General features: G+C 37.1%; 13 protein-coding genes. 12 read left to right on the top strand and 1 reads right to left on the bottom strand.

All coding sequences use genetic code 11. The features are described 5' to 3' along the window. Positions 1-182: 182 nt before the first annotated feature. From EDM02_RS04970 to EDM02_RS04925, 10 genes are all read left to right on the top strand, one after another. On the top strand, positions 183-2888 hold the full coding sequence (locus EDM02_RS04970; RefSeq protein ID WP_148053570.1) for a UvrD-helicase domain-containing protein: 2706 nt from the start codon (positions 183-185) through the stop codon (positions 2886-2888). A gap of 186 nt (positions 2889-3074) precedes the next feature. Continuing rightward, positions 3075-5156, top strand: a complete 2082-nt coding sequence (locus EDM02_RS04965; protein WP_123663570.1) for an ankyrin repeat domain-containing protein — start codon at positions 3075-3077, stop codon at positions 5154-5156. A 273-nt stretch (positions 5157-5429) separates the two neighbouring features. Further along, positions 5430-5672: a FoF1 ATP synthase subunit delta/epsilon gene (locus EDM02_RS04960; RefSeq protein WP_123663568.1), complete on the top strand. Its 243-nt coding sequence runs from the start codon at positions 5430-5432 to the stop codon at positions 5670-5672. Positions 5673-5795: 123 nt separating this feature from the next. Next, positions 5796-6359 carry a Pvc16 family protein gene (locus tag EDM02_RS04955; RefSeq protein WP_123663566.1) on the top strand — a complete coding sequence of 188 codons (564 nt, stop codon included), beginning with the start codon at positions 5796-5798 and terminating at the stop codon, positions 6357-6359. Positions 6360-6374: 15 nt separating this feature from the next. Then, positions 6375-7244 (top strand): hypothetical protein, encoded by an 870-nt coding sequence (locus EDM02_RS04950; RefSeq protein ID WP_123663564.1) that lies wholly within the window; start codon positions 6375-6377, stop codon positions 7242-7244. Between the two features lie 105 nt (positions 7245-7349). Continuing rightward, the gene (locus tag EDM02_RS04945; protein WP_260215058.1) at positions 7350-8774 is read left to right on the top strand and encodes a phage tail sheath family protein; all 1425 of its coding nucleotides are present in this window, start codon (positions 7350-7352) and stop codon (positions 8772-8774) included. A 118-nt stretch (positions 8775-8892) separates the two neighbouring features. Next, positions 8893-9357, top strand: a complete 465-nt coding sequence (locus EDM02_RS04940; RefSeq protein ID WP_123663560.1) for a hypothetical protein — start codon at positions 8893-8895, stop codon at positions 9355-9357. Positions 9358-9435: 78 nt separating this feature from the next. After that, complete coding sequence (locus tag EDM02_RS04935; protein WP_123663556.1) at positions 9436-9891, top strand: hypothetical protein; 456 nt, start codon at positions 9436-9438, stop codon at positions 9889-9891. Positions 9892-9918: 27 nt separating this feature from the next. After that, positions 9919-10368: a phage tail protein gene (locus EDM02_RS04930; protein WP_123663555.1), complete on the top strand. Its 450-nt coding sequence runs from the start codon at positions 9919-9921 to the stop codon at positions 10366-10368. A gap of 175 nt (positions 10369-10543) precedes the next feature. After that, positions 10544-11752 (top strand): CIS tube protein, encoded by a 1209-nt coding sequence (locus EDM02_RS04925; protein WP_123663550.1) that lies wholly within the window; start codon positions 10544-10546, stop codon positions 11750-11752. 78 nt (positions 11753-11830) lie between these two features. Here EDM02_RS04925 and EDM02_RS04920 read toward each other — a convergent pair whose 3' ends face one another. Then, entirely contained in the window at positions 11831-13144 is a 1314-nt protein-coding gene (locus EDM02_RS04920) for an HD domain-containing protein (protein WP_123663558.1), read from the bottom strand. A 49-nt stretch (positions 13145-13193) separates the two neighbouring features. Here EDM02_RS04920 and EDM02_RS04915 point away from each other — a divergent pair, with 49 nt between their 5' ends. After that, the gene (locus EDM02_RS04915) at positions 13194-13649 is read left to right on the top strand and encodes a hypothetical protein (protein WP_123663556.1); all 456 of its coding nucleotides are present in this window, start codon (positions 13194-13196) and stop codon (positions 13647-13649) included. Between the two features lie 27 nt (positions 13650-13676). After that, on the top strand, positions 13677-14126 hold the full coding sequence (locus tag EDM02_RS04910; protein WP_123663555.1) for a phage tail protein: 450 nt from the start codon (positions 13677-13679) through the stop codon (positions 14124-14126). Positions 14127-14153: the final 27 nt, after the last annotated feature.

Below are 14153 nucleotides of genomic sequence, written 5' to 3'. Positions count from 1 at the left end.
CAGGTGAACGGATACTGATTTTCAGCTTGCATAATAAAATTTTCAATAGCTTTGTTCACCAGTGCTTGATTTTTTTGCTGCTTTTTTATCAAGCAAAAAAGTGACAAACCATTTAGCAATTTAGTAATTAAATTAAAAACATTCCTGTTCCTGCCACGTCCGTGAACGGATACACCCGCTCTATGGCTCAACTGCTTATTTATCGTGCGTCTGCTGGTTCTGGTAAAACCCATACACTGGTAACCCGTTACATTAAATGGGCCTTGCGTTATCCTTCTGCTTTTAAACATATCTTAGCCATAACCTTTACCCATCGTGCTACCCAAGAAATGCAACAACGGATCATAGCATACCTCTATAGTCTATCTATTGGAGAAGAAACGGTTCTGCTAATAGAATTATGCCAAACAGGATGGGCAAAACCTCAACTACAAGAGCGAAGTAAAGAGGTATTATCCATGATTGTACATCGATATGGTGACTTTTCAGTCACTACGATTGATAGTTTTTTTCATAAAATCATCCAGTCATTTACGAAAGAATTGGGATTAAAAGAGCATTTTTCTATTGAGATGGATCAAGCATTGGCTTTACAGGAAACAGTAGAAGAATTGGTTGCCTCCCCTTGCCCCCTATTACAAAAATGGTTAGTGGATTTTGCCCTAGCCAAACTAGTGGCTGGTAAAACATGGCATGTTAAAAATGATATCCAACAACTAGGCAAGGCACTTTTTGAGGAATCTTTTAAGCTGCATGAAAAGGCATTACTCGCCACTTTTCAACAAAAAGCGTTACTCCCCCAATTTATAAAATCGATCCAGACATTCCTCTTATCTTTTGAACAAAAAATGCAAAAAATAGGCCAAGTTGCCTTAAACATACTGCAAAAAGAGGGGCTTGAGCCGGCAGATTTTGCCTATGGTACTAAAGGAATTATCGGCTATTTTTTTAAAATAGCCCATACAAAAGATTTTAAGCCCACCAAACGAGCCATTATAGGAAGCGCGCATTTGGAGGGCTGGTATAATAGAAAAAAAAACCATCAAAGTACAAAGATTACTCGGGTGGTTACCACATTATTGTACCCGCTACTCATGGAAGCGATAACTCTATATGAGCAGGAAGGATTACGCTATAGGACAGCGGCAGTAATGGCGCGCTTTACCTACGCTTTTGGCATGATAGGTGCACTTCTTCTAGGATTAGAAGCGTATAGATCTAAACACAATGTATTGTTTATATCAGATATTGCAGCGCTGCTTTATCAAATTATTCAGGAAAACGATACCCCCTTTCTATACGAGAAAATAGGTAACCAATTTCATCATTTTTTGATAGATGAGTTTCAAGATCTTTCACTTTTTCAATGGATAAACATAAAGCCCCTATTACATAATAGTCTAGCCCAGGGCTATACGAATATATTGGTAGGAGATGTCAAACAATCTATTTACCGTTGGCGGGGGAGCAATTGGAAACTGTTAAATCATTATGTAGAAGAGGAATTTAAGGAAAGCAGTAGGCATGCTTTAACCATAAACAGACGCAGCCAAGAAACGATTGTACTATTTAACAATCTTTTTTTTAGTACTGCTTCCAATCAGTTGACCCATTATCTTGAAATAACGCTTACCTCAGCCATCCCATCCCTACCTATTGCACCATTGCAATATGAATTAGCCCAAATGAGGCGAGCCTATGGTGACGTAGCACAACAAGCGGTTATGGATATGCCAAGGCCTAACAGAGGATATGTAGAATGCTTATTTCTTCGATCTAACCCAATAGATCAAGAAGAAGATACTTTTGATTGGAAAGCGTGTGCACAAAAAGAGGTCATAAAATTGCTAGCTCAAATGCAGCAAGAGGGCATTCAAGCAAAGGATATCGTTTTATTGGTTCGAAATAATAGTGAAGCAGCTTTAATAACCCATGTATTTAACAATCCGTCAAAAGATAACCAGACCTCTTGCCCGTATGCCTTACTATCGGATTATTCCCATTCCTTATGGAGCCATATAGCCATAAAAGTATTGATTCGTAGCTTATATTATCTAAATAATACAGACGATCTTATTAATAAAGTGGCCTGGATAGAGGCCTATTATAGTTGTATAGAAAAGGGTCCTGTAGCTTGGCATCATTATGCTTTAGAGGATGTAACCGCAGTAAATCCTATTGAAGATCTAATACATTCATCATTTTGGGCTCAAAAGGACTTTTTGAAAAACCTTTCTATTTATACCTGTGTAAATCTACTTATAGAAATTTTATTTACAAAAAGTCATGCTTATAGCGATATTTTATCCTTTTTTCAAAGCATTGTCTTAGATTTTTCTTATAAAGAAACAGCTTCTATAGAAGCATTTTTAATCTGGTGGGAAAAAAGAGGTAAAAATATACAGCTACCCGCAAATAATCATGCAAATGCCATACGGGTAATGACCATTCACCAAGCGAAGGGGCTGGAATGTAAGGTAGTAATTATGCCTTTTTGTAGTTGGCATTTGGACCATGGACCACAACATGGCCCTACGCTATGGAGTACAAGCCATCAACCATCGCCTGGCTTTCCTGTATGGCCATTGGGTTATGGGGCAGATTTAAAAGAAACCTATTATGCCAACGACTACCACCTAGAACGCATGCAAATTCATCTAGATAATCTGAATTTGCTCTATGTGGCTTTTACCAGAGCGCAAGAACGGTTGTATGTTATGGCACCGTTTCCAGAAACAACAGAAACGATGACTACCACTGCTGATTTGGTATACCAATCACTTTTAAAACATACAAGTCATAATGCTCAGGCGACACAAAATCTAGTAACTGATATGCAAGAAATCCCAACAGGAACCAAGTTTTGTTTTGGAAAAGTGACTAAGTAAGATATCCGTTTATTTGCGTGGCAGCCGTATTTTATAGATTATAGCAAATGGCTAATATTTAATGATTGATGATTTTATCCATTTAAAAAAACTGCTTCTTTTAAAGCTACTTTTTTTGCTTGATCAAAAAAAGTAATAAAAATTAAATAGTGTCTAAAGCCTTGAAATAGCAAACTTGACAAAAATATGCGCATACTACGACTGTTGCTTTGCTTGTATAGCTGGATGATTGGAAACAGCAATGTACAAGCAGCTTCTGATAGCGCCTTTTTTCAGGCTATATTACAGAATAATCTCGGACAAGTGCAAGCAGCTGTTGCTGCAGGAGCTGCCCTAGATCAATTAGATCCATATGGCGGGACGCCACTACATTTAGCAGTTTATAGGGGAAATATAGCCTTGGCAAGGCTTTTTCTTGAAAAGGGGGCTGATGTAAACGCTAAAATAAATGATACTTTCTTTAAAGGAAAACGAGACCCTAGCTTTCATAATTATCAAGGCACTCCTTTACATTTAGCTGCTTATCATGGTAATATTCAAATGGCTAAATTACTGGTAGCCTATGGCGCTATATTGAATCTACCAGATCAGGCGCATGATACTCCCTTAATAGTTGCTGTACAACAAAAACAGATGGCATTCGTAAAATGGCTTTTAAAACAAGGAGCTACTGTTAATGATAGTTGTTCAGAAGGCTTGACCGTACTGAATAGTGCGCTTAGATCTGGCTTCAAGATGGTCAAGCTTTTAATAGATCATGGAGCACGTGCCCATACCTCACCGTCATATGGTCACAGCATTTTAGATTTTGCTAGGTACACTACAGCTAAAAAGGAAAGAAAGCAAATCATGCAGCTACTTATCAAGAAAGGTGCCCGTTTCCATTATGCTACGGGCAACGTTAAGGATGGTCATAGCGTCCGCTGTTTGCATACTGTAAGCTATTTGCTTGATCAAGGGGCATTGCTACATAGCAGAGACAATGAAGGAAATACGCTTTTACATGCTGCTGTAAAAGATGGAGCAGATTGTAAGCATAAACAGGATGATTTACTTGAAACTGATTGGAAGCGTCCAACTATATACGCTACTGAGCAGAACAATAGAGCACTTTTTCAAGCTATTCTCAAAGGGGAACTCAAGAAAGTAAAAACAGCTATATCAGGAGGTACGTCTGTTGATCAACTAGCCGAGAGGGGTAATGTTCCTTTACATATAGAGATTTATATGGGATACGCAAAAAATCCTTATAAGAAAGTGCGCATTACAGCTGGCTATACACCTTTACATTTAGCAGCTTATAGAGGGAATATAGCTTTAATCAAGCTACTTCTTAAAAAAGGTGCTAATATTAATGCTATAGATGCGCAACATGGTTACACGCCATTACAGCTAGCTGCCTGCCAGGGTCATGAGAAAGTTGTACAGCTGCTTATAGCAGCTAAAGCTTTGATCGATACAAGGGAAAAACGTCTTGGACGAACAGCCTTACATTTAGCTGCTGCTACAGGCAATAGCGCCACTGTGCGCTATTTAATCAACCATGGAAGCAGCTGTAATAGTAGGGATAAAACCAATTGGACTCCTTTACAGGTGGCTATATTGTCTCGCAATGCAGCTGAGGTGATTCAGTTGCTTATTGAGCACGAAAGCATACTGAATAAAACAGCAGATACGCCCCTGCATCTTGCAACTAAGGAGAAGGATATAGCTAGTGTGCGTTATCTTATTCAAAAAGGTGCTACTGTAAATGCTACTGATGCAGCAGGCAAAACAGCGTTGCATTTTGCAGCTAAAAGACATTGGCTTGAAGGATGCAAGCTATTGATAGAAGCAGGTGCCGCAATTAACCATGCTAGTAACAAGGGTAAAACTCCCTTGTACATGGCTTGCGGTGATAATTATATAGATGGGGCATTAGTTGAATTTTTAATTCAAAGAGGGATACCAGTATCTGTACAAAATAAACAGGGCCGAACGCCTTTGCATGTAGCAATTTGTAATGTATTAACGGAATCAATACGTGTATTGATTACATACGGTGCCGATGTTAATGCTGAAGACTATGAAAAGAATACGCCATTACATTTACTTGATAGGCAATGGTGTATAACTGATATAATGGATATTATTCATTTGTTAATGGCAAATGGGGTAGAGGTAAACCGCAAAAACAAAAATGGAAAAACAGCTTTGCAGCTGGCTATACAAAATAATTTACATAGTGAGATTATTACACTATTAGAGAGTAATGTTCCAAAGCAGTAAGGCCATAACGGTTATAATTGGAATATACCATACCCTGTTTCCATATAGTTAATTATATAGTATCCGTTCAGTATGTGTAATATAAATTTGTTTTATCGATAAGCTTCGTGGTTTATATAAACTATATCTTTACTTATAAGGATAAAAACATTTGTTTTTAAAAAACCTTTTGTTTACATTAAAAATGAGGGGGTAAGGTAGCAGTTAACGGTGAAGTAAACGTTAGATTTGTATGAGAGCGTATGTAAAAAGAGGTTATTTTTGATAATAAAGATGCACTTATCTATTATGGCGTTTAGTCATGGACTTTTTAAGGGAAAGGTGAATCGTGTAACCTTACCAGGTGAACTTGGGCCATTTCAAGTACTGGCCAATCATGCACCTACGATAAGCAGTTTGGCAGCAGGAAAAATTACCTATGCTGTAGAAAGTGCATTGTCGTCTATTGAAATAAAAAGTGGTTTTGCTTCAATAGTGCATAACCAAATTACTGTAGTGTGCGAGCCACTCGTATAGCAAACCATAGCAATTATAAGCGGTCAGTAACATATAGGCAGATATGGACGGTTGCCTTTCTGCCTTATTTTTTTATAGTTACACAAAGGATACAGTAAAGAATATCAACAAAAAAAAACAAAAATGTTACACAACTGTGCTAGTGCTATATTATCTGAGGTGAACGGCTATATCCAGTCTAAGGTAAATCTAGCAAAGCCACCCGTCTCCTTTGTAATTTTAGGAAATACCCCACTGGATAGCAAGTCCCCGAAGGGAGGAGTTATGATGAGATTGGTGGACATTACTTCGATGGAATTGTGTAGCAATCGTAGTGAATATGTTCCACAAGGAGATGGTTTTATAGTACGTAAAATACCAGAGGCCTTTAGTCTTTATTTTTTGTTTTCTATTGATTATAAGGAGTCTGATTTGTTGAGAAATTTAGAATTACTTGCATATGTTGCAGCATTTTTTCAACATAAATCACACTTTGACACCTCTAATACACCGGTTTTACACCAAATGGGCATGGAGAACTTTTCTGCCGAGCTGGTTAAAACGACTGCATCAGAGAAATCTATGCTCTGGACAAGTTTACATATCCCTTATAGCCCTTCTTTGCTTTATAGGGTAGGGCTTGTATTTGTAGGAGATGCTACAATGGGTACAAAAAGGGTACCAGCATTTTCATCGTTTGAAACGTAATCTTACGTAATGGCTATGGCATTGTATACAAAATTATTTAGGATCGTTATTGCAAACAGCTACTACAAGTCTGCTAATATCGGAAATGATTTCGACATTGAGCCAACACCATCGACAGGCTCCTGGATGGTACAGCGTAAAGTACGTATGTTGCGCCATTCAGATGGTATAGAACTCATATGGTTTTCTGAGAATTATGACAATCCCCTAGCATTGTTTAAAAAAAAGGTAGAAGGCGTAACCATTTCATTTATAATGTCATTAAAAAATAGCCAAGCATTGAATCGTCTGGAGTTAGAAACAGGATATCCAACTGGGCAAGTGTATTATCTGCATAATCGGCATGATAACAATAGCAATCATTTATTGCATAGCAAGGCTTTTATGGGCGCAGCAGATTTGGTAAAGATTTCTGCAGTGGATCATTATCCCACTCATCCAGGTTGGGATGTATTTGCCATGATTGATATTAATCTGGACCTTTGGCTTGCCAAATTATCGAATCCCGCCAATAATCAATTGGCTGCGTATAGTACTTATAAAATTAGAATTCAAAACCGTTCTACTTTTTGGAGATATTATTTAATAGATACCGCCAAACGGCTCCAGGGAACATTAAGCATTTTATCTAAAGGGGATCCCTCTTACTTTGGTGAGGTAAAAGCTTCTACTGAATTCCCCAATACCTATTGTGCAGAATCTACCATGCCTATGGCACTCTGTGATCAATATGATCATTATTTTTCTCTTAGTGAGATTGATAAAAGTGGAGAAAAAAATACAAAGATCTTATTAGAAATGCTTCCCTATCCTACCCATGATTCGCTTAAAAAGGATAAAAGCAATAAAAAGAAACTCTATAGTGATATAGTGGTATATGTTTAGTTCAATTTATATAATCAGTAAACTCAAAATAAAAAAAATAAAATGGCTGAAATTTTAAAAACTCCCGGCGTGTACATCGTCGAGAAGGATACGGGTGCCAACGCTGTGGTTCAAGTATCAACCGCAGTTCCTGCTTTTATAGGATTCACTGCAAGGGCTGAAATTAATGGGAAATCTTTTCATATGAAACCTGTTCAGATTTCTTCACTTTCTGAATATGAGTTATTTTTTGGAGGCCCAGCAGTTCCTGAATATACCATTACGGAAGTAACCAGTGGAAATAAAGATTTGGTTATGAATGGCAAGTCTTATATATTGGAACAGAGCCATAACTCTACATTCTACCTCTATAATAGTTTAAGACTATTTTTTGATAATGGTGGGGCGGATTGTTTTATTGTTTCGATTGGACAGTATGGTGATCCAAATATCCAGTTAGAGATTACGCCAGATCTGTTTAAGCAGGGCATAGATACATTGGCCGGAGAGGAGACCCCCACTATGTTATTAATGCCAGATTCGCTTTTATTAGATGAGGAGGATGCCTCTTACTATGCAGTGCAGACCTATGCATTGGCACATTGCGGAAAATATCTTAATAAAGTGGCATTAATTGATATATGGGGTGGTAATCATGAATTGTCTATCGAATCGAAAGATAAATATGTGAAAAGATTTCGTGAATATATTGGATTAGATAATTTAAGTTATGGAGCTGCCTATTACCCATGGCTTAAAACCAATATTATTCCATTGAATAGCATTGATTATCGCAATTTTGACTTAGAATCGCTCAAGCATGTATTGAAAGATGAGCATAAAGTTATGCTTTCTAATCTGGTTAGCGCAGCTACAGAAAAAGAGAAAAATTACTGGGATTCTGGTCTAAAAAATACGAGTAAAGAGTATAAGCTGCTTCGTAAAACGATCGCAGATCGTTTAAATATTCTCCCAGCAGCTTCAGCTATGGCAGGACTTTATACTAGAACTGATAAAGCAAGAGGCGTGTGGATTGCGCCGGCTAATCAAAACTTGAATGCTGTGGTTGCGCCAATGGTTAAAATTACCCATGAAGAACAAGAAGCGCTTAACGTAGATGGAATTAGTGGTAAGTCTATCAATGCCATTCGTACCTTTAAAGGAGCTGGTGCTGCTGTTGTTTGGGGAGCTAGAACATTGGCGGGAAATAGTCCCGAATGGAGGTATATTAACGTCAGAAGGTTGTTTATTCTTATTGAGCAGTCCATCAAAAATGCAGCCTTCTCCGTTGTGTTTAGACCCAATGTGCCGGTTACTTGGGCTGTTGTACAGGGTATGATTTCCAATTTCTTAACTAGCCTGTGGAGGCAAGGTGCTTTGGTGGGTGCGAGCCCTGCAGAAGCTTTTACAGTGCTTTGTGGGTTAGGTGAGACGATGTCTCAAGATGATGTTAATGAGGGTATTATGCGTATTTCAGTAAAGGTATCAGCTCCTAGACCAGCTGAATTTATCGTTATTACCTTTGAACAAAAAATGGGTGCAGACGGATAATCTACGTTACGTTTATCAAGCATATCTATTTAATATGTAATATGGGGGGAAAGTTGTTTCTCCCCACCTATAAGCAATTTGTTATATAATTTCTAAAATATTTAAAACGTAAATAATCATGGCTGATAATTTGTTAGTGCCTGCTATAGTGCATTTTAATTTGGGTTCTTCAGCATTACCTATAACTGATTACCATATAGCAATTACCCTAGAAAATGGATGCAAATATGTTGAATCTATTAACTCCAAAGGTAAAACAGCCTATGCTATACGCAAAGGAGGAGAGATTGTACAAACGAGTGATATTAAAGTTTCTGTACTTAAAACTCCGGATAAAAAATTTGATGACGAGATCAAAAAATTAGAAAAAGCTTTAGAAGCCACGAAAGAAAATGACCCTAAAAAATATGTAGAAAATATACTTTTTAGCATTGCAACAAATGATGATAAACCATTTGCCCATATACAATTTCAAGGATATGTTAGTGACATGAGCAGTGAAGTAGATCCTGAAACTGCATTACAAGAAATAACAGCTGAGCTTGAAATTTACGATCCCGTCAGCTTTGTTATTAAAAAATAGTTTTTAGGTTACTGGAGGGGGATATCGAATTTTCCAGTTGGTAGGTACATTTAATTTAGAATTTTATAGAGAGATATTATGCAAAGTATAACTATTGATTACAAGCATTTTAATAAAGCAGGTTTTGACAGTAAAACGTGTAGTATTGCCGATGTAGGTATGCCAAATCGTAGAATGGCTACCAAAACATTGGTATATGATACGGCGACACGTGCGCCTTTATTTCAAAATCAGCAAAATATTAAAGAAGCTGTAAATTTTACAGTAGAATTTTTACCATTTATAACTGGAAAGCAGTTATTGGTAAAATCATATGATCTAGTGCAAGATGTCCTTACAGATAAATATAATGCAGAACCATTTACACTTTGTGTACATAAAAAGGATGGCTCAATAGATACGAAATTAACTGTAAATGATGTTATTATACAACAAGTAGAATTGTTTTTACACCGAAGGAACGAAGCTAAAGGTGAAATGGGGTATATCCGTATACGATTTACTTTACAAGGCTTACACCCAGGTAACAAGTAAACGGATTTTTAATATTTTACCATCTGTATGACTGATTTTAATTTAGTTTATTCGCATTCTTTTCAAGTAGAAATATTGGGCGTAACAGATGGTAGTTCCCCTGAATATTTTTACAAAGTAGAGGGGTTACATAACACGTTGAAGGTAGAGGCCTATTTACCTGGAGGAGCTACTAGGCCCTATTATAGATCCTATGCATGTGAAACTACTGATTTAATATTAACTAGGCCTTTAGTGGAAGGTAAAACTAAAATTACCGTTTGGTGTGAAGATGCGATTGATAGACTTGTTTTTAAACTTACCCAAGCCCATATCTTAGTCCTCAACCAAGAGGCTAGTATTTTGGCCCAGTGGACGATAGAGGATATCTATCCAAAGGGCATAGCCATTACACCATTACAGCTTAATAGTCAGTCAGATTTTGGAATAGGAGAATCGATTACCATTGGATATTCCAGATTGGTACGTACCAAGTAATATGTATAACATTTTAGTGTANCGAAACCAATAAGAAAGTAGAAAACCCGAACCCTACTTCTTTGAATTTTTTATTGCATACGGAACAGCAAAAATTAGCCTTAACAAAAGATGTATTGAACTTATTAGAAGATCGGGAAACGAGGTAAAATGATCAAATGATCTATTTGTAACTATGAGTAATGTTAGTAAACTGGCTATTAAAGCATGTAGAGACAATAAATTCTCTTCGTTTACAGGTGAGTTTGTTACTTCTATTAATCCAGAAAATTTAATTATTAAAAGTGGTGTAGCGTATCATATTCCGCAAGGAATGGCTGGATCTAGTTTACTTAAATATTGTGGAACGCCTCCCAAATTACTCTCTTTTAGCCTTCTCTTTGATAATACGGGAATTATTCCCGGTAGTAATACCATTCATGTCATAGAACAAGTAAAGCAGCTTCAAGCTATTACTTATAATGTTGCTGGAACGCATAGTGCGCCCAGCTACATTCGAGTAATATGGGGGCAGATTGATTTTAAGGGCAGGCTCGTGGAGTTAGATATAGTTTATTCCATGTTTCAAGTGGATGGTACACTGGTTAGAGCAGAGGCGAATATAGCCGTATTGGAAGAAATAGTTCCTTCAGGCCAAGGTAAATCCAATGCTGGTATAGATAGCAAGTATACAAAAGCAGCTGGTGTAAGTGCCACATCCAATAAAAGAGTGGGTAAACACTCCATGTCTAGTGAAAATGCTTTTACTGAAACCCCTAATGGTATGCATGGTGCCTATAGTGGAGCGCCGCCTGGTGCTTATGATGGAGCACCTGATAACATTTATAAAGGATCAGACGATGCGGGGAGGGGCATGTATGATTCCGGAGTTGGTGCTGGTACCAATGGCGATGTGCCTGTTTCGAATAATGTTAATACTTACGATGCTGGTGATGGTTTAACAGGAACAGGAGAAATTGCAGGTACAGGTACAGGTGCAGGAGAAATTGCGGGGATAGGAACAGGAGAAATTGCGGGTGCAGGAACAGGAGGAGTGGTAGGAGCAGGCGGCGTTGCTGGCAACGGACCTGGAGGTAGTGGCGGTGGAGTAGGAGGGGGGGGGTATGGAACTGGTGGTCGTTCAGGTAAAGCTGGGAAAACGAAGGGAGGGAAGCATGGAGCTAGTAACCGTTCAAGTAAAATTGGAAAAACCAGTGGTGACCATACGGTTGGTAGTGGTTCCGGTCGTTTGGATAGTTTACGCAAAATAAACGTGGATGTCAATGGTATATCTGGTGTAGCCAATAAGGTAAAAGATCAATTCAGTTGGTATACAAGGCTTAAAATGATTGCCAAAAAAGTAGCACCTAAAGCATATAATGCCGCTAAAAATTTAGTAAAGTAGAGTGACATTCTATCCGCATACGTATATAATTTGCTATACCTCGTGCATCTAGCTAACACTTGTAATGAATGTATGAGGCTATTGTTTTTTTTGTAAGATTTGCGTGCAAATCCTTTGCATCTCTAACAGCCATTGTGTAGGTCCCTTATTTTTTTCTCCCCAAGGGATGTAAAAAGTTACAGTTTCTTGCGCTATGCGTTGTTGATCTACTGGTTTTCTAGCATATAATGTGCGCAGGTTATGTAACCTATCGGCTAATTTTACTTGTACTACTCGGCTATCATCACATTGATTTAGTTTATTTTTATTTTCTTCATTGCGTAATTTCCAAGGATATCCATTGGTATTGTATGCAGTAACATGTGCTACAATGCTAGCAACTTCGGTTCCATACATTACGTCTATTTGGTGCAGCGTAATAGGCGTATCTTCTATTACATCATGCAATAAACCAGCTAAGATGGTAGTTGGATCTTTTGTAACTTCTAACAAAATTTCAACCACAGTCATAGGATGGGTATAGTAAGGAACACCTGATTGACGTATAACCAATCCATGTGCTTTTTTTATAAGATCAATGGTTTGTACTATGACCTCTTCTGATAAGGTAGTTTCTTGGATCAGCAACTTGGTTAATGCTTGCTCTTGCATTACACTATCTGCTGTTTCAGCTAGTTTATTGGCAACTAGATCAACAGGATCATAATTTTTAAGCTGCATAACTTGTTGTCCATTTACAGGTAGCACATAGAGGCAAGTTAATATTGTATCGTTTTCTGTAATAGCTGTATATCCACCATGAGCTTCTACTATTTGTCTGCTTTCTAATTGGTAGAATTGTTCTTTACTAGTAGGTAATATAAGCGGCATTTCTATTTCGGAAACAGTATAAAACGCCTTTGTGTTTTGCGTAACACTATCTGTACTAAACCAAAAAGCCAAAGCAGGTAAACTAAGTGGTATCTGCCCAATAGGCGGTGTTACTGTATAATTATATTGTAATACAGTGTCTGTAATGGTTAAAGTAACCATATGCTCTCCGTTTTGTTTGCTTTTGTTTACTTCCCATAGATTCAGCATTAAAAAACATTCAAACAATTCCGGATCTACTAAAATTTCATTCATGGTGGTTTGTTTGCGTAAAAGCAAAGAAAATGGTTCTCCTAATGCAAGAATATGTTGATTGGCCCGTAAAATATTTTCTTCAATAGAAGTATATTGTATGGAATTTCGATTGAGTTTGATGCTACGTTTTTCTTTAGCACTCCATAATAATACATTACTTAGTTTATATATTTTTTTGATAAATAAATCTATTTCTTTTTTGAATGGATCTTTTGTAGTAGCATACAGTAAGGTTGTCTGTAACTTATTACCTATTTCTCGCAACAAATTACTGTTATGTACAGCATCTTAATTTAGAATTTTATAGAGAGATATTATGCAAAGTATAACTATTGATTACAAGCATTTTAATAAAGCAGGTTTTGACAGTAAAACGTGTAGTATTGCCGATGTAGGTATGCCAAATCGTAGAATGGCTACCAAAACATTGGTATATGATACGGCGACACGTGCGCCTTTATTTCAAAATCAGCAAAATATTAAAGAAGCTGTAAATTTTACAGTAGAATTTTTACCATTTATAACTGGAAAGCAGTTATTGGTAAAATCATATGATCTAGTGCAAGATGTCCTTACAGATAAATATAATGCAGAACCATTTACACTTTGTGTACATAAAAAGGATGGCTCAATAGATACGAAATTAACTGTAAATGATGTTATTATACAACAAGTAGAATTGTTTTTACACCGAAGGAACGAAGCTAAAGGTGAAATGGGGTATATCCGTATACGATTTACTTTACAAGGCTTACACCCAGGTAACAAGTAAACGGATTTTTAATATTTTACCATCTGTATGACTGATTTTAATTTAGTTTATTCGCATTCTTTTCAAGTAGAAATATTGGGCGTAACAGATGGTAGTTCCCCTGAATATTTTTACAAAGTAGAGGGGTTACATAACACGTTGAAGGTAGAGGCCTATTTACCTGGAGGAGCTACTAGGCCCTATTATAGATCCTATGCATGTGAAACTACTGATTTAATATTAACTAGGCCTTTAGTGGAAGGTAAAACTAAAATTACCGTTTGGTGTGAAGATGCGATTGATAGACTTGTTTTTAAACTTACCCAAGCCCATATCTTAGTCCTCAACCAAGAGGCTAGTATTTTGGCCCAGTGGACGATAGAGGATATCTATCCAAAGGGCATAGCCATTACACCATTACAGCTTAATAGTCAGTCAGATTTTGGAATAGGAGAATCGATTACCATTGGATATTCCAGATTGGTACGTACCAAGTAATATGTATAACATTTTAGTGTAATGCTT

Source organism: Candidatus Cardinium hertigii, assembly GCF_003788695.1.
The sequence above is the reverse complement of the archived record's forward strand: the minus strand, read 5'-3'. Positions and strand labels throughout refer to the sequence as shown.

Coding starts and splice junctions, on each gene's coding strand:
- EDM02_RS04970 (WP_148053570.1), top strand. CDS start 183: ATGGCTCAACTGCTTATTTATCGTGCGTCTGCTGGTTCTGGTAAAACC.
- EDM02_RS04965 (WP_123663570.1), top strand. CDS start 3,075: ATGCGCATACTACGACTGTTGCTTTGCTTGTATAGCTGGATGATTGGA.
- EDM02_RS04960 (WP_123663568.1), top strand. CDS start 5,430: ATGCACTTATCTATTATGGCGTTTAGTCATGGACTTTTTAAGGGAAAG.
- EDM02_RS04955 (WP_123663566.1), top strand. CDS start 5,796: ATGTTACACAACTGTGCTAGTGCTATATTATCTGAGGTGAACGGCTAT.
- EDM02_RS04950 (WP_123663564.1), top strand. CDS start 6,375: ATGGCATTGTATACAAAATTATTTAGGATCGTTATTGCAAACAGCTAC.
- EDM02_RS04940 (WP_123663560.1), top strand. CDS start 8,893: ATGGCTGATAATTTGTTAGTGCCTGCTATAGTGCATTTTAATTTGGGT.
- EDM02_RS04935 (WP_123663556.1), top strand. CDS start 9,436: ATGCAAAGTATAACTATTGATTACAAGCATTTTAATAAAGCAGGTTTT.
- EDM02_RS04930 (WP_123663555.1), top strand. CDS start 9,919: ATGACTGATTTTAATTTAGTTTATTCGCATTCTTTTCAAGTAGAAATA.
- EDM02_RS04925 (WP_123663550.1), top strand. CDS start 10,544: ATGAGTAATGTTAGTAAACTGGCTATTAAAGCATGTAGAGACAATAAA.
- EDM02_RS04915 (WP_123663556.1), top strand. CDS start 13,194: ATGCAAAGTATAACTATTGATTACAAGCATTTTAATAAAGCAGGTTTT.
- EDM02_RS04910 (WP_123663555.1), top strand. CDS start 13,677: ATGACTGATTTTAATTTAGTTTATTCGCATTCTTTTCAAGTAGAAATA.